Origin of the sequence: Streptomyces davaonensis JCM 4913 (assembly GCF_000349325.1) — a bacterium.
Lineage (GTDB): Bacteria > Actinomycetota > Actinomycetes > Streptomycetales > Streptomycetaceae > Streptomyces > Streptomyces davaonensis.
The window spans coordinates 904,900-920,886 of the sequence record NC_020504.1; the positions used below are offsets into that span (position 1 = coordinate 904,900).

General features: G+C 69.6%; 14 protein-coding genes. 7 read left to right on the forward strand and 7 right to left on the reverse strand.

Annotated elements, in window-relative coordinates; all coding sequences use genetic code 11:
• Positions 1-7: 7 nt before the first annotated feature.
• Positions 8-1,027: an iron ABC transporter substrate-binding protein gene (locus tag BN159_RS04000; RefSeq protein ID WP_015655619.1), complete on the reverse strand. Its 1,020-nt coding sequence runs from the start codon at positions 1,025-1,027 to the stop codon at positions 8-10.
• A gap of 204 nt (positions 1,028-1,231) precedes the next feature.
• Here BN159_RS04000 and BN159_RS04005 point away from each other — a divergent pair, with 204 nt between their 5' ends.
• Positions 1,232-3,784 carry an AMP-binding protein gene (locus tag BN159_RS04005; protein WP_015655620.1) on the forward strand — a complete coding sequence of 851 codons (2,553 nt, stop codon included), beginning with the start codon at positions 1,232-1,234 and terminating at the stop codon, positions 3,782-3,784.
• Between the two features lie 52 nt (positions 3,785-3,836).
• On the forward strand, positions 3,837-4,544 hold the full coding sequence (locus BN159_RS04010; RefSeq protein ID WP_231905572.1) for a DUF4328 domain-containing protein: 708 nt from the start codon (positions 3,837-3,839) through the stop codon (positions 4,542-4,544).
• A 10-nt stretch (positions 4,545-4,554) separates the two neighbouring features.
• Here BN159_RS04010 and BN159_RS04015 read toward each other — a convergent pair whose 3' ends face one another.
• The gene (locus BN159_RS04015; protein WP_015655622.1) at positions 4,555-5,754 is read right to left on the reverse strand and encodes a glycoside hydrolase family 88 protein; all 1,200 of its coding nucleotides are present in this window, start codon (positions 5,752-5,754) and stop codon (positions 4,555-4,557) included.
• Between the two features lie 234 nt (positions 5,755-5,988).
• Here BN159_RS04015 and BN159_RS04020 point away from each other — a divergent pair, with 234 nt between their 5' ends.
• Positions 5,989-7,272, forward strand: a complete 1,284-nt coding sequence (locus BN159_RS04020; protein WP_015655623.1) for a ThuA domain-containing protein — start codon at positions 5,989-5,991, stop codon at positions 7,270-7,272.
• 14 nt (positions 7,273-7,286) lie between these two features.
• Here BN159_RS04020 and BN159_RS04025 read toward each other — a convergent pair whose 3' ends face one another.
• Positions 7,287-7,955, reverse strand: a complete 669-nt coding sequence (locus BN159_RS04025) for a TetR/AcrR family transcriptional regulator C-terminal domain-containing protein (RefSeq protein ID WP_015655624.1) — start codon at positions 7,953-7,955, stop codon at positions 7,287-7,289.
• A gap of 95 nt (positions 7,956-8,050) precedes the next feature.
• Between BN159_RS04025 and BN159_RS04030 the strand changes: the two genes are divergently transcribed.
• On the forward strand, positions 8,051-8,749 hold the full coding sequence (locus BN159_RS04030) for an NAD(P)-dependent oxidoreductase (RefSeq protein ID WP_015655625.1): 699 nt from the start codon (positions 8,051-8,053) through the stop codon (positions 8,747-8,749).
• 117 nt (positions 8,750-8,866) lie between these two features.
• Here the strand turns inward: BN159_RS04030 and BN159_RS04035 are convergent, their stop codons facing one another.
• The 4 genes from BN159_RS04035 to BN159_RS04050 all read right to left on the reverse strand — a co-directional run bounded on the left by BN159_RS04035 (position 8,867) and on the right by BN159_RS04050 (position 12,781).
• A complete protein-coding gene (locus tag BN159_RS04035; protein WP_078598746.1) occupies positions 8,867-10,096 on the reverse strand; it encodes an IS701 family transposase in 1,230 nt (409 codons plus the stop codon).
• Positions 10,097-10,186: 90 nt separating this feature from the next.
• Positions 10,187-10,621: a tetratricopeptide repeat protein gene (locus BN159_RS04040; RefSeq protein WP_015655627.1), complete on the reverse strand. Its 435-nt coding sequence runs from the start codon at positions 10,619-10,621 to the stop codon at positions 10,187-10,189.
• Between the two features lie 3 nt (positions 10,622-10,624).
• Positions 10,625-11,707: an LLM class flavin-dependent oxidoreductase gene (locus BN159_RS04045; RefSeq protein WP_015655628.1), complete on the reverse strand. Its 1,083-nt coding sequence runs from the start codon at positions 11,705-11,707 to the stop codon at positions 10,625-10,627.
• A gap of 84 nt (positions 11,708-11,791) precedes the next feature.
• Complete coding sequence (locus BN159_RS04050; protein WP_015655629.1) at positions 11,792-12,781, reverse strand: pirin family protein; 990 nt, start codon at positions 12,779-12,781, stop codon at positions 11,792-11,794.
• A gap of 127 nt (positions 12,782-12,908) precedes the next feature.
• On the opposite strand from BN159_RS04050, the gene BN159_RS04055 reads away from it, so the two are divergent.
• Genes BN159_RS04055 through BN159_RS04065 form a run of 3 tightly spaced genes read left to right on the forward strand, consistent with a single transcriptional unit; the run spans position 12,909 to position 15,980 of the window.
• Complete coding sequence (locus BN159_RS04055; protein WP_015655630.1) at positions 12,909-13,937, forward strand: LLM class flavin-dependent oxidoreductase; 1,029 nt, start codon at positions 12,909-12,911, stop codon at positions 13,935-13,937.
• A 22-nt stretch (positions 13,938-13,959) separates the two neighbouring features.
• Entirely contained in the window at positions 13,960-14,667 is a 708-nt protein-coding gene (locus BN159_RS04060) for an NADPH-dependent F420 reductase (protein ID WP_015655631.1), read from the forward strand.
• 53 nt (positions 14,668-14,720) lie between these two features.
• Positions 14,721-15,980, forward strand: coding sequence for a cytochrome P450 (locus BN159_RS04065; RefSeq protein ID WP_051113468.1), 1,260 nt, complete (start codon positions 14,721-14,723; stop codon positions 15,978-15,980).
• Positions 15,981-15,987 lie beyond the last annotated feature (7 nt).

A 15,987-nucleotide genomic window follows, 5' to 3' on the forward strand; every position in this document is an offset into this window, starting at 1 on the left:
GGGCGCCTCAGACCAGTCCGGTTTCCTGGAGCATGGCCAGGGTTTCCTTCAGGGAGTCGAGCTCTCCGAGGTTGATCTTCGGTGCCTGGAGCGAGTCGAGCGCGGTCAGGCCCTTCACCGGTGCGACGCCCTCGATCAGCGGGTACTCGAAGGTCTCCTCGGCGAAGTAGGTCTGGGCCTCCTGGCCGAGCAGGAAGTCGGCGGCCTTCTGGGCGTAGCCGGCCTCCTTGGCGTCGGCGCCCTTGAGCAGGCCCACTCCGGCGACGTTGACGAGACCGCCCGGGTCGCCGCCGGGCAGGAAGTGGAGTTTGGCGGTGAGCTTGTCCTCGCCCTCCTCGGCGGCCTTCTCGTACCAGTAGTAGTGGTTGATCAGACCGGTGGCGACCTCCCCGGAGTCCACGGCCTCCAGGATGTCGATGTTGCTCTCGTACGTCTTCGGGGAGTTGGCCTTGAAGTCCTTCAGCCACTCGCGGGCGGCGTCGTCGCCCTCGAGGACCCGCATGCCGGTGACGAAGGCCTGGAAGGAGGCGTTGTTCGGGGCGAACCCGACCTTGCCCTTCCACTCCGGGTCGGTCAGGTCGTGGACGCTGTCCGGCGGGGTGGGGACCTTCTCCGGGTTGTACGCCAGGACCCGGACGCGTCCGGAGACGCCGACCCAGTCGCCCTCGCCGCCCCGGTAGGCCTCATCGACCTTTTCCAGCGTCGGCTGCGGAAGCGCCTTCAGCGCGCCCTCCTTCGACAGGGCGCCGAGCGCTCCGGCGTCCTGGGAGAAGAACAGCGCCGCCTCGGTCTTGTCGCCCTCCTCCAGGATCTGGGCGGCGAGTTCGGCGCTGTCGCCGTAGCGCACCTCGACGTTGGCGTCGAGCTCCTCCTCCAGCTTGTCCAGCAGCGGGTCGACCAGGTCCTCGTTGCGGCCGGAGTAGATGACCAGGTCGGCGGGCTCGTCGCTGCACGCGGCGAGGGCCGGCGCGAGCAGTCCGAGCGCGAGGGCGGGGACGGAGAGACGGCGGACCATGGAGCGTCGCATGCGAGGCCTTCCTGAACAGTGGCTCACCAGCTGTGAACGAGCCATGAATAAGGTAAAGCTAACCTCACCGTCAAGAACGGCTTGATAACGGGCGATGTTCGGCTTGCATCGCATGCATCCATGCGCCGTCCATGCATCGGCTGTGCAGTACCTGTGATGGACCCGCGTCTTTCCTTTTAGGTAAGGCAAACCTAATATACGCCTGTGCTCACCCCCTCCGACCTGCTGTCCAGCGTCCCCGGCAGCGCCTCGCCACTGTTCGCCACCCGCCTCGCCGCGCATGGCGACCGTCCGGCCCTGCTCACGCGGGACGGTGAACTGTCGTATCGCCGGTTGGCCGAAATGGTCACCCTCATGGCCGCCCGCCTGGGCACCCGCCGGCGTCTGGTGCTCCTGGCCGCGACCCACACGACCGACGTGCTCGTCACCTACCTCGCCGCACTCGCCGCGGGCCACCCGGTCCTGCTGGTCCCCGGCGACAACGCCGAGGCCGTACGGTCGCTGACCGCCGCCTACGACCCCGACATCGTGGTGAGCACCGACACCTCGGGCGAGCTGTGCCTGGACGAGCGGCGCGCGGTCTCAGCGCACGAGCTCCACCCCGACCTGGCGCTGCTGCTGAGCACCTCCGGCTCCACGGGCTCGCCCAAACTGGTCCGGCTGTCGTACGCCAACCTCCAGGCGAACGCCGAGTCCATCGCCGACTACCTGGGCATCCGCGAGGACGACCGCGCCGCCACGACACTGCCCCTGCACTACTGCTACGGCCTGTCGGTCGTCAACAGCCACCTCCTGCGCGGCGCCGGACTGGTCCTCACCGACCTCTCCGTCGCCGACGACGGCTTCTGGGACCTCTTCCGCGCGGCCCGCGCCACCACCTTCGCCGCGGTCCCGTACACCTTCGACCTGCTCGACCGCATCGGCTTCGCCGACCTGTCGCTCCCCCATCTGCGCTACATCACCCAGGCGGGCGGCCGTCTCGCCCCCGACCGGGTCGCTCACTACGCCGAACTGGGCCGACGCGAGGGCTGGGACCTGTACGTGATGTACGGCCAGACCGAGGCCACCGCCCGCATGGCCTATCTGCCGCCCGACCTCGCCGCGACCCGCCCGGAGGCGATCGGGGTCCCCATCCCCGGCGGCTCCTTCCACCTGGAGCCGCATCCCGACTGGCCGGACGAGGACACCGGTGAGCTGGTCTACTCGGGCCCCAACGTCATGCTGGGCTATGCCGAGCACCCCGCCGACCTCGCCCTCGGCCGCACCACCCAGGCCCTGCACACCGGCGACATCGCCCGGCGCGCACCGGACGGCCTGTACGAAATAGTGGGCCGCAGCAGCCGCTTCGCGAAGATCCTGGGTCTGCGCATCGACCCGGAGCGCGTGGAGTCACTGCTGCGGCGGCACGGCCACAGCGCGCTGTGCGCGGGCGGCGACGACGTCCTGCGGGTGGCGGTGGCGGCTCCGGCCGACGCGGACACGGTCCGCCGCACCGTGACCGCCGAGTACGGCCTGCCGCCCCGGGCCGTGGCCGTGCACGTCCTCCCCGAACTGCCCAGACTGGCCACGGGCAAGCCGGACTACGAGGCGGTACGCAAGCTCGGCGCCGACGCCACTCCCTCGCCCGGACAGCCCACCGACCTGCGCCAGTTGTACGCCCGCATCCTCGACCGGCCGGACGTCACCGAGGACGACAGCTTCGTGTCCCTGGGCGGCGACTCACTGTCGTACGTGGAAATGTCCCTGAACCTGGAGCAGACCCTCGGCGACCTGCCCCCCGACTGGCACACCACCCCCATCCGCGACCTCCGCCGCCCCAAGCCTCCGGCACCGTCCCGCAGACGCACGCTGGAGACGGGCATCGCACTGCGGGCCGCGGCGATCGTCCTGATCGCCGGCTCACACATCCATGTGATCTACGTCAAGGGCGGTGCCCACCTCCTGCTCGCGCTGGCGGGGTACAACCTGGCGCGCTTCCACCTCACCCCGTCCGCGGAGCGCCGCGAGCGGGTCCGGCACGGGCTGCGCAGCATCGCCAGGATCGTGGTGCCGAGCCTCGCCTGGATCGCCCTGGTCCTCCCCCTCACCGACGACTACGGCCTCTCCAACCTCTTCCTGCTGCACAGCGTCCTCGGGCCGCACGACAGCGACACGGCCATGCACTTCTGGTTCATCGAGGCGCTGACGTACATCCTGGTGGGCGCCGTCGCCCTGCTCGGACTGCGCGCGGTGGACCGCGCCGAGCGCCGCTTCCCCTTCGCCCTTCCGATGTCGATCGCGGCACTGGGCCTCGTCACCCGCTACGACCTGCTCGGGCTCCAGGACCGCGGCCATGTGCCCTCCGCCGTCGTCATCTTCTGGCTGTTCGCGCTGGGTTGGGCGGCGGCCAAGGCGGACAGCACATGGCAGCGCGTTCTGGTGACCGTGGTGGCGCTGGCCACGATCCCGGGCTTCTTCCCCGGCGAACCCTTCCGGGACGCGGTGGTCGCGGCCGGTTTCGTCCTCCTGGTGTGGGTGCGCCGGCTCCCGAGCCGGGCGTGGATCAACTCCGTGGCCGGGGTACTGGCGAGCAGCTCCCTGTACATCTACTTGACGCACTGGCAGATCTATCCCCTGATCGACGACTTCTCCGGCTGGCTGGCCCTGTTTGCCTCACTCCTGTTCGGCATCGGCTACGCGGCGGTGGCCAACCGGGGGATGCGCTGGGCGGCGGGGGTACGGAAGCGCAGGTCGGGCGTATCATGCGTCCGCACTTGATCTTTCTTGTGCCATTCCGTTTCTCCTTTTGTCCGGCCGGGGGGCCTCCGTCTTGTCCGAGTTGAAGAATCCGCATCCGTATGCCGTGCTGCCCACGGGTGTTCCGCGGGCGGCGCGGTGGATGGTCGTCGTGGTGTCGGGGCTGCTCGGGGCGGCGGCGCTCAGCGGGGCGTACTCCGTCCTGGCGGGGGTGCGGGTGTACTCCGTCATCGAAGGGGAGTCCGGGTTCCTCACCGCCCGGCAAGGAGAGCTCTACAACACGTTGCTGATGTGGGAGTCGGCAGGCAGGTACCAGGGCGGCGCCTACTTGGCCTGCGCCGTCATGTTCCTCGTCTGGTTCTCCCGGATGCGCCGTAATCTCGGGCTGCTGGCACCGGACCGGTTCCGCAACGGCCCCGGGTGGGCCATCGGTTCCTGGTTCATTCCGGTCGCCGGTCTGTGGCTGCCGTACCGGATCGCCCTCGACATGTGGGGCGCCGCCTCGCCGCTGCCGGTGGACGGTCAGCCGTACCGGGCGCCCGTCTGGCCGGTGAACCTGTGGTGGGGCCTGTTCGCCTCCAACGTGATGTTCAGCCGGTGGTGCGCGTTGAAGTTCGACAGGGCCGACAACTTGGAGGAGCTGCGCGCCGCCGTCGTGCAGTACATGTTCTGCGACACCCTGGAGATCGCGGCCGCCGGCGCCGCCGTGTTCTTCGTCGTCCGTCTTACGGCCATGCAGCAGCGGAAGATCCTCGAAGGGCCCTACCGCCCCGCCCTGTGACGGCCGTTGCTCACACCGACGAGAGGTCGATCGCCCGGTCCACCTCCTGCGGCTTGAGCACCCGCAGGATGCCCTCCAGCAGGTAGTAGTCGGCGTACGGCAGGGAGATCTCCACTCCGTCCTCGGCCGGCCGGTTGCGGGTGCAGCGGGCCACGACCGCCTCGGCGCGGGCGGAGTTCCGCGTCAGGCAGGTCTGGGACAGGGCGGTGAGCAGACGCAGTGCCGCGGACCGGTACTCCTGTCGGCCCGTTGCCGCGGAGAGGTCCAGCAGTCCGCAGGCCATGATGGCTCCGGCGGAGGCGTCCTTGATGTCGTACGGCGCTTGCGGGGCCCGGTAGTCCCACACGGGGACGTGGTCAGAGGTCAGGGCGCCGAGGGCGTAGTCGGCCAGCTTCCGTGCGGTGGCGAGGAATTCCTGGTTCCCGGTCCTGCGGTGGATCGTGGTGAATCCGTACAGGCCCCAGGCCTGTCCGCGCGACCAGCACGAGGTGGGGCTGTACCCCTGGACCGTGCCGGGGCCGAGCGGCGCTCCGGCGACCGGGTCGAAGTCGTAGACGTGCGGGGTCGATCCGTCGGGGCGCGGGAAGACCCGCTGGGCCGTCCTGGCGTGCTCGACGGCGATGTCGAGGTACTTCGCGTCACCGCTCTGCGCGCTCGCGAAGGCCAGGAGATCCAGGTTCATCATCGTGTCGATGATGACGCGGCCCGCGTTGTTCGGGTCTTCGAGCGCGCCCCACGCCCGGATGAAGCGCCCGCGCGGGTTGTAGCGCCGGATCAGCGAGTCCGCCGCTCTCAGAGCGCCCGTCCGCCAGGCTTCGTCGCCGGTCAGGCGCCATGCCGTGACCCAGGACGGGTAGAAGAGGAAGCCCAGGTCGTGGGTGGTGGTGTCGTACTGGCGGGGCGCGAGCTTGGCCGCCGACTCCAGTGCCCGCGTGCGCAGTTCGTCGTCGCCGCTGTGCAGCCAGGCCATCCAGAGGGTTCCCGGCCAGAAGCCGCCCACCCAGTCGCCGCCCTGCGAGTAGACCCACTTCTCGAACTTGGTGCCGACGGGGAACGCGGTCACGCGGGGTGCGACGGAACGGACCTTCTCCACCGCATAGTCGGCGGCGTCCCGCAGTACGCGTGTGTTCTGCGCCTGTGAGATCTGCGCCTGTGCGCTCTGTGTCGAGGTCACGCCCATGGCCGCGGCGCCGGCCGCGGTCGCCAGCACGGTTCTCCGGGAAACAGTCACAGCTCGTCCGCCTCTCCAACTTCGCAGTCAGGTCCGGGAGTTGAGGAGTCTTACACAGACGGCAGCCCTTGAACACCTATGTGAGCAAGGTTCATGACTGTGAACATCGACAGGGATTGGATTAGACCAAGCTATTGACATGCCTCTTACATCACTTCTTAAATCACGTACTGAACTAAGCGCCCGCTGATCTGCGCCGGCTTAGGAGGAGACGTGCTCCGACTCCCGAGACCCCCCATCGTCGTACGACTGCTGACCCTGCTCGCGCTGCTTCTGGGGCTGACCGCCCTGCCCGCGCACGCCGCGCCGCAGGCGCCCTCGTTCAAGGTCATCGCCTTCTACAACGGAACCTGGGACGCCGCGCACATCGACTTCGTCAAGGAGGCCAACCAGTGGTTCCCGCGGGCCGCCGCGGAGAACAACTTCACGTACACGGCCACCACCGACTGGAACCTGCTGGCCAACGGCGGGGTCGACGCCTACCAGGTCGTGCTCTTCCTGGACGACGCCCCGCAGACCGCCGCCCAACGCGCCGGATTCGAGCGGTACATGCGTGCCGGTGGCGGCTGGCTGGGCTTCCACGTCTCGGCGTTCACCACCGACGCCGCCTCCTGGCCCTGGTACTACAACCAGTTCCTCGGCAGCGGGAACTTCCGCAGCAACACCTGGGGCCCGACGACCGCGGTCCTGCGGACCGAGAACCGGACGCACCCCGCCACCACCGCCCTGCCCGCCACGTTCACCTCGGCGGTCAGCGAGTGGTACAGCTGGTCCAACGATCTGCGAAACAACCCGGACATCAGGATCCTGGCCTCCGTCGACCCGTCGAGCTTCCCGCTCGGCACGGACCCCGACCAGTCCTGGTACAGCGGCTATTACCCGATCCTGTGGACCAACTCCCAGTATCGGATGCTGTACGCGAACTTCGGCCACAACGCGATGGACTACGCGACCAACACCCGCCTGTCCTCCACGTTCGCCAGCGCCACCCAGAACCGCTTCCTGATCGACGGACTCAAGTGGCTCGGCGGGGCCGACACCGACCCCGGCCCGCAGGACCCCATCTCCGACACCGCCTGGTACTCCCTGACGAACGCCGGGAACGGCACCTGCGTCGACGCGCGGGCCGCGGGCACGGCCAACGGCACGGTGATCCAGCAGTACACGTGCAACGGCACCAACGCCCAGCAGTTCCAGTTCCGTCCGACGGACGGCGGATACACACGGATCGCCAATCGCGGCAATCCGCAGCAGGTCATCGACGTCACCGATGTCTCCACTGCGGACAACGCGCCCTTGCAGCTGTGGTCCTACGGCGGTGGCGGCAACCAGCAGTGGCAACCGGTACGGGAGGAGTCCGGTAGCTATCGCTTCGTCGCCCGGCACAGCGGCAAGTGTCTGAGCAGCAGCGGGAGTTCGGCGAACAGTGTGCAGCTGGTGCAGCGCGCCTGCGACGGTTCGGGCGCCCAGAGCTTCCGGCTGACCGAGCATCCCTAGAACGGCCGGCGCCGCTACGGCCTCGCCGTCTCGTCCGGGTGCAGGGCATCGAGGACGAGACCGAGGCCGTACGCGAACTCGTCCCCGTAGTCGTAGCCAGGTTTCATGACATGCTCGGTGGCCAGTTCGGCGAGGTGGGGATAGGCGTCCGCCGGCATGTCCCGCAGGATCGCGCCCGCGACCTCGTCCAGTTCCGCCGCACCCTTGAACGGCAGGCTCAACTCCTGGAGCACGAAGCCGTACAGATAGCTGTCGATCAGTGAGACGGCGTGCGCCGTCATCGGGACGGAGAATCCTCCGGCGCGCAATGCCCCGATGACGGCGTCGTGGTGGCGGAGGGTCGCGGGTCCCGGCTGGGAGCGCGAGTCCATCAGGCCGATCGCCCAGGGATGGCGCTTGAGGGCCGCGCGGGCGGACTCCGCGCGCCGCCGCATGGCGCTCTTCCAGTCGGTGTCGAGCGGCGGCAGCTCGATCTCGCCGAACACGGCGTCCACCATGCCGTCGAGGATGTCCTCGCGGCCCTTCACATGGTGGTAGAGCGACATGGCCTCGACGCCCAGGGGTTCGGCAACGGCCCGCATGGTGAGCGCCGCCGAGCCCTTCTCGTCGGCCACCGCCACGGCCGCACGGATCACTCGCTCACGGCTGAGCGGGACGCGTGGACTCCTGCCGCCCTTGGGCATCCGCCCTCCCCCGTTCTCCTTCATTGACTGCCTTACAACATAAGGCTAACGTACCTTACAACATAAGGTAGGCATGCCGGTGAAGGGGCTGCGCCATGGGCACGGATCGGATGAAGAAGGTCTGCATCGTCGGCGCTTCGGGGAAGCTCGGGCAGTACATGGTCCGGCACGCGCTGGAGCGCGGCTACGAGGTGGTCGGAGTGTGCCGGGAACGCAGTGTGCCGAAACTGGCCGCGTTCGAGGGGCGGATGACCGTCGTCCCCGGGGACACGAACGACCCGGAGGTGATCCGGCGGGCCGTAGCCGGTTGCGACGGGGTGCTGACGGTGCTGGTGCCCTGGGGCGTACGGCAGTACTCGTCCGGTACGGCGCAGGCGGTGCTCGATCACGCGGCGCCGGGCGCGCGACTGGTCTTCTCCTGCGGCTGGCACATCACGCGCGACGGCAAGGACAGGTACTCCCGGCTGTTCACCCTGGCCGTGCGGATCGCGGCGGTGCTGGGGCGGCTCGTCCGGGCCGTCGAGATCGACGATCAGGTGGAGGCGTGCCGGCGGATCTTCGCCAGCGACACCCGGTGGACCGTGGTGCGCGGCAGTTCGCTGGAGGAAGGCGAGAGCCAGGGCCTGCCGGTGTGGAGCCGGCATGTGGGCGATGCGGTGCTGGCCAGCAACATCACCCGCCGGGTGGACTTCGCGCTGTTCATGGTGGAGGCGCTGACCGACGACACGCTCGTGCGCGAGGCCCCGGCGATCGTCGGCTGCCGAACGCCGAGCGCGCTGGCCCACCAGTCCTAGTAGTGCTTCGTTAGGTTCTGGTTCTGGTGGTGGTGGTGAGGGGGCGGCCGCAGGTGGTGCAGGTGCCGGTCCAGCACCGCAGCAGGTCCTGTAAAGCGTCGAGGACTTGGTAGAGGGTCAGGCTTTCGTGGGGGCTTTTGGGTCGTAGCGCCGCAGGGTGAGGAAGGCCTGGGCTGCGGTGACGAGGGTGACGTGGTGGTGCCAGCCCCGCCAGGTGCGGCCCTCGAAGTGGTCCAGGCCCAGGCCGTGTTTGAGTTCGCGGTAGTCGTGCTCGATGCGCCAGCGCATCTTGGCGAAGCGCACGAGATCGGCGATCGCGGTGGTGGCCGGCAGGTTGGTCATCCAGTAACCGGTGGGCTCTGCCGATCCTTCCGGCTGCTCGACCAGCAGGGTCCTCAGCGGCAGCACGCCGTCCCACGTGCTGCGTCCGCCGGCGTGTTCCTGCGCTGTGCGGGTGGCCTCCTTGCCCGATGGCCGCACCTCAAGCACCGCAAAGCGTGAGGTCATCGATCCCTTGCTGCCCTGACGCCAGGTGACGCTCTGGAAGCGGGTGCTTGCGTCGACCAGCTGGGGCAAGGGGCGGGCCGGCTCGCGGTAGCGGGGCAGTGTCGGCGGACCCAGCCCCTGGTAGGGCGGCAGATGCGGCTCGGCTGCGGCCGGGCGGGCGATCTCCTTCGGCTCGACGGCCATGACGTAGGACCAGCCGCGTTCCTCCTGGGCCAGGCGGAAGGAGACACTGCGGCCATAACCGGCATCGGCCACGATCACCGGCACCGACGCCAGCCAGTGCGCCAACCGGTCGAGCAGCCCCAGAGCCAGACGGGGCTTGGTCACATGCACGACCTCGTCAGGCACCCCCGCGGCCTGACGCCGCGGGACGTCGTGCGTCCATTCCCCGGGCAGGAACAGCTCCCATTCCAACGGGCAGGAAGCACGATCGGTGGCGGCGTGCACACTGACGGCGACCTGGCAGTTCGCCCGCTTGCCCAACGCTCCGCAGTACTGCCGGGCCACCCCGACCGACGCCCGCCCGCACTTGGGAAACGACACATCGTCGATGACCCACACCTCGGGCCTGACCACCTCGACCAGCCGCTCGGCGATCCGCCGCCGTACCGGCGTCCACTGCCACGGCGACTGGTTGACGAACTGCTGCAAGGCCTGCATGTTCCCGTCCGGCAGCCGCTGCGCCATCGGCTGGATCGACTTGCGCCGACCGTCCAGCATCAGCCCCCGCAGATAGCACTCGCCCCTGGCCCGCTGATCCTTACGCGGAACCGACGCGAACACATCCTCCACGAAAAGCCCCAACGCGGCCCGTAACCGGTTCACTTCATGCATGTCCACGTACCCAACATGCTCTTGATCAGCGAAAACGCCCAGACCTAACGAAGCACTACTAGGGGGCACCGGTCGCCCGGTGCCCCCTCTGCGGACTCAGTCCCCGTCGGGCAGTTCGCCCGAGAAGGCGGCGGCCATCCGCAGCCAGGGTGCCGCCTCTTCCTGACGTCCCTGGCGTTCCAGGGTGCGGCCCAGCATCAGGTGGGCGTAGTGCTCCACCGGGTCACGGTCGACGATGTACCGCAACTGTTCCTCGGCGCGGCCCAGTTGGGCCGAGTGGTAGTAGGACCGGGCCAGCAGCAGCCGGGGGCCGGTCTGCTCCGGGGCCTCCTCGACGACGTCGGCGAGGAGACGGGCGGCGCCGATGTAGTCCCGGGCGCCGAAGAGGAGTTGGGCCCGCTCCCAGCGTTCGAGAGCGGTCTCCTCGTGCGGCGCGCCGGCGCCGTTGTCGAACAGGTGCAGGGCGCTGGCCCAGCGGTCGGGCGCGACGCCGTCGTGGGCCGGGTAGTCGTTGAAGCTGTCCGTCGTCATTTCTCAGTCCTCGCTTCCTTTCGCGGCGAGCAGCGACGCGTGGGTCGGGGCGTCCGGCACGTCCGCCGGGCGGCCCTTCGCGAATTCCTCGCGCAGCACCGGGACGACCTCCTCGCCGAGCAGGTCGATCTGTTCCAGCACGCTCTTCAACGGCACTCCCCCGCCGTCGACCATGAACAACTGGCGCTGGTAGTCACCGAAGTGCTCACGGAAGGTGAGCGTCTTCTCGATGACCTGCTCGGGGGTGCCGACGGTCAGCGGGGTCTGCTCCATGTACTCCTCCATGGAGATCCCGCCGCCCATCACCGGTGAGTGGTCGAAGAAGGGACGGAACTCGCGGATGGCGTCCTGGGAGTTGGGCCGCATGTAGACATGGCCGCCGAGCCCGACGATCGCCTGCTCGGCACTGCCGTGCCCGTAGTGGGCGTACCGCTCCCGGTACAGCTCGATCAGCTTCTTGGTGTGCTCCTTCGGCCAGAAGATGTTGTTGTGGAAGAACCCGTCGCCGTAATAGGCGGCCTGTTCGGCGATCTCCGGCGAGCGGATGGAGCCGTGCCAGACGAACGGCGGTACGCCGTCCAGCGGGCGGGGCGTGGAGGTGAACCCCTGGAGCGGCGTGCGGAACTTGCCCTCCCAGTTCACGACGTCCTCCCGCCACAGCCGGTGCAGCAGCGCGTAGTTCTCGACGGCGAGGCTGATTCCGTCACGGATGTCCTTGCCGAACCAGGGGTAGACCGGGCCGGTGTTGCCGCGGCCCATCATCAGGTCGACCCGCCCGTCGGCCAGGTGCTGGAGCATCGCGAAGTCCTCCGCGATCTTCACCGGGTCGTTGGTGGTGATCAGCGTGGTGGAGGTGGACAGGACGATGCGATCGGTGCGTGCGGCGATCCAGCCCAGCAGGGTGGTCGGGGAGGACGGCACGAACGGCGGGTTGTGGTGCTCGCCGGTCGCGAAGACGTCCAGGCCGACCTCCTCGGCCTTGAGCGCGATGGCGACCATCGCCTTGATCCGCTCGTGTTCCGTCGGCGCACGGCCCGTGGTCGGGTCGGTGGTGACGTCGCCGACGGTGAAGATGCCGAACTGCATCGTGATCAGCCTTTCCATGAGGTTGATACATCAACCGTACGCGGCAACACGCGTCCCGCCCGCCCTATTCCGGCGGCCCGCCGGTCAGTGGCGCGGCGGGTTCCGGCGGGGCCGGATGGTGGCGTTCGGCAGGGCCGGGGCGGGGAGGCGCTCGCCCGCGAAGCCCTCGACCTCACCGAAGCGGTCGGAGGCGGCTTCCCAGTCCTCGCGGGCCCGGGCGATGTCGTCGTGGCTGCGGCCGACGAAGTTCCACCACATGACGATCTCCTCCTCGAACGGGGCACCGCCGAGCAGAACGGTCCGGGCCGGTTCGTCCGACTCGTTGACCAGCGTGAGGGCGTCCACGCCCGGGTGGACGTAGCCCAGTTCGGCCGGGCGCAGCGGGGTGCCGGCCAGGCGGACGTCGCCGCTGTCCACGAGCAGACCGTGCTCGAAGCCGGGGTCCACGGCCAGGGTGAGCGTCGCGCGGGGCGCGAGGGTGATCTCGGCGCCCAGCAGGGGCGTGAAGGTGCGCACCGGGGAGGTGACCGAGGCGAGGGAGCCGAGGAAGACCCGGATCTCGGCGCCGTCGACACTCGTGGGCTCGGGCACGTGGTGCTGGAAGTCGCGGGCGGTGTTCCGGTGCTCCTCGGGGAGCGCGACCCACAGCTGGACGCCGTGCAGGCTCGTGGTGCCGGGTGTGGAGACCTCGGAGTGGGCGATGCCGTGGCCGCCCGTCATGAGGTTCATCTCGCCCGGTCGCACGAAGGCGTGCGAGCCGAGGCTGTCGCGGTGCTCGATCTCTCCGCTGAACAGCCAGCTCACCGTCTGGAGACCGGTGTGCGGGTGCGGCGGGACCCGCATGCCGCTGGTGGCGGTGACATCGTCCGGCCCGTAGTGGTCGGCGAAGCACCAGGCGCCGATCAGGGTCCGGGCCCGTTGCGGCAGGGTGCGCCGTACGGTCATCGAGCGCGGGCCACCCAGGGGCACCTCGCGTGCGGTGATCACCTCGACGCTCGACCGCCCGGCCGGAACGGTGTCGTCCACCGACGTTGCGCAGCGCACTGCCTCGGGCGCGGTTTCCACGTTGCTCATGGGGACAGCCTACGCGTGGTTGATGAATCATCTACAGGGCGGATTTCGTCGCACGGACGTGTAATGATTGACGCGTCAACCAGATATGCCTCGGTCCTTCTCGAACCCCTCACGAAGGAAGACAGCCATGTCAGATCTCGTCTTCGGTCTGGACACGTTCGGCGATGTGCCGCAGGACGACACCGGCGCCCTCGTGTCCGACGCGCGCGCCATCCGGCAGGTCGTCGACGAGGCGATCCTCATGGAGGAGACGGGCGTCGATGTGATCGCTCTCGGGGAGCACCATCGCCCCGAGTACGCGATCTCGACCCCCGAGACCGTCCTGGCGGGTATCGCCACCCGCACCGAGCGGATCCACCTCTCCTCGGGCGTGACCGTGCTCAGCTCCGACGACCCGGTCCGCGTCTTCCAGCGCTTCTCCACCGTGGACGCGCTCTCGGGCGGCCGGGCCGAGATCATCCTCGGACGGGGCTCGTTCACCGAGTCGTTCCCCCTCTTCGGCTACGACCTGGCCGATTACGACGTCCTGTTCGAGGAGAAGATCGAGCTCTTCGCCAAGCTGCTGGAGGAGAAGCCCGTCACCTGGAGCGGCACGCAGCGCGCCGCCCTCGACGACGCCGACGTCTTCCCCAAGACCGAGTCCGGCCGCCTGACCACCTGGGTCGGGGTCGGCGGAACCCCCCAGTCGGTCATCCGCACCGCGCGCTACGGCTTCCCGCTCATGATCGCCATCATCGGCGGCACCCCGGAGCGCTTCACTCCGTACGTCGACCTCTACCAGCGCGCCACCGACCAGTTCGGCACCACCGCCCACCCGGTCGGCATGCACTCGCCGGGCTTCATAGCGGACACCGACGAGGAGGCCCGCGAGGTGCACTGGCCGCACTACAAGCTCATGCGGGACCGGATCGGCGCGCTGCGGGGCTGGCCGCCGGTCCGCAAGGAGGAGTACGCGGCGGAGATCGAGCACGGCTCCCTCTACATCGGCTCGCCCGAGACGGTCGCCCGCAAGATGGCCCGCGCGATCAAGGCGCTCGGCGTGGGCCGGTTCGATCTGATCTACACCACCGGAGCACAGCCGATCAGCGCCCGGCTCCGGTCCGTCGAGCTGTACGGCACCAAGGTCATCCCCATGGTCCGCGACCTCCTCGCCTGAGCCTCGCCCGAACGGAGCAGACATGCCCATCACCGAGACCGGGACCATCGGGATCCTGGGCGCCGGGAAGGTCGGCACCGTGCTCGCCCGGCTGGCCGTCGCCGCCGGGTACCGCGTGCTCATCGCCGGCTCCGGCAATCCCGGGAGGATCGCCCTCACCGTCGAGGTGCTCACCCCGGGCGCGGTCCCGGTCACCGCGGAGCAGGCCGCGGCGAAGGCCGACGTCGTCGTCCTGGCCCTCCCCCTCGGCAAGTACCGCAACGTCCCGGCCGAGGCACTGGACGGCAAGCTCGTCGTCGACGCGATGAACTACTGGTGGGAAGTGGACGGTGTCCGCGAGGACCTCACCGACCCGCGCACCTCGTCGAGCGAGACCGTGCAGGCGTTCCTCTCCGGCGCGCGCGTGGTGAAGGCGTTCAACCACATGGGGTACCACGACCTGGAGGACGGGGCCCGGCCCGTCGGCGCACCCGGCCGCAAGGCGATCGCCATCGCCGGGGACGAGCCCGACGACGTCTCGACCGTCTCGCGTCTCGTGGACGCCCTCGGCTTCGATCCGGTCGTCGCGGGCCCGCTCGCCGCGGGCGTACGGCTGGAGCCGGGCACCGAGCCGTTCGGCGCCAACGTCGAGGCGGAGGAGCTGCGGGCGATGCTCCGGCGGTTCCCGGAGACGGAGCGGGGGCGGGCGGCGCGGGCGGCGGATCAGGATCTCCCCCTTGAGCTGGAGTGATGCGCCGCACATACGCGCAGTAACTACGCGAGCACGTGTTAGCGTCCCCGACCGTGACTTCCCCGGCATTGGGTGCAACCACACCCGTCAGCACCGCGGTCGGCCTCTTCGACGACGCCTTCACCCGCGACCCGTACCCGTGGCTGGAGTCACTGCGCTCCGACGCGCCGGTGCACTTCGACGCGGACACCGGGCTGTGGCTGGTGAGCCGGCACCGGGACATCCGCCATGTGCTGCTCACGCCGGGCGACTTCCTCCCGGACAACGCCCAGAACGCCGTCACCCCGCTGCCGTTCGGCGCGCTCAGGGTGCTGGCGCGGGCGGGCTTCAACCTCCCGATCGCGCTGGCGAACAACGGCACCGACAGTCACCCCGGGCTGCGCCGGGTGGTCACGCGGTTCTTCAACGCACAGCGGGTCACCGCGGCCGTACCGGTGATCGAGCGCATCGCCGACGAGTTGCTGGACGGAGTGGCGGAGCGGCTCGACGCCTCGGGTCGCTGCGATCTGTTCACGTCCTTCGCGCAGGTGCTGCCGTGCCGGGTGCTGATGGAACTCCTGGGCATCGACGGGGTTCCGACGGCGACGCTGATCCGCTGGAGCGATGCCTCGCTGGAGCTGTTCTGGGGCCGCCCCGCACCGGAGCGTCAGCTCGAACTGGCGGTGCTCGTGGCCGAGTTCCACCAGTGGCTCACCGAGACAGTGGCCGGCGGATCGGCCCGGCCCGGCTCCTTCGTCCGTGCCCTGACCGACCACCGGCTGCCCGACGGAGAGCGGCTGGACGTGGAGACGGCCGTCGCCGCCTGCTTCTTCGTCTTCATCGCCGGGCAGTCCACCACCGGCCAGCTCATCGCCACGGTGCTGCGCCACGCCCTGACCGAGCCCGGCATGTGGGCCCGTGTCGCTTCGCCGGACGACTCGGCGCGGGCCTGGGTGGAGGAGGTGCTGCGCCGCGAGCCGCCGGTGACGTCGTGGCGCCGGGTCACCGCGCGCCCGGTCGAGCTGGGCGGGGTGGAACTCCCGGCGGGCGCACAGCTGTTGCTGCTGCTCCTGGGCAGCGGCTCGGACCCGGAGGTCTTCGACGCCCCGGACCGCATGTGCCCGCACCGGTCGAACGTACGGCAGCACCTGGCCTTCGGCGTGGGCCGGCACCGCTGCCCTGGGGCGTCCCTGGCGCGTACGGAGGCGGCCGTGGCTCTCAGGACGGCGGCCCGCCGCCTGCCGTCGGCACGGTTCGTACCGGCGGCGGACGACCCGATGCTCGGCCTGCTGTCGTTCCGCGCGCCGCTGCGGGTGACGGTGGAGTCGCCCTGAGTCCCTT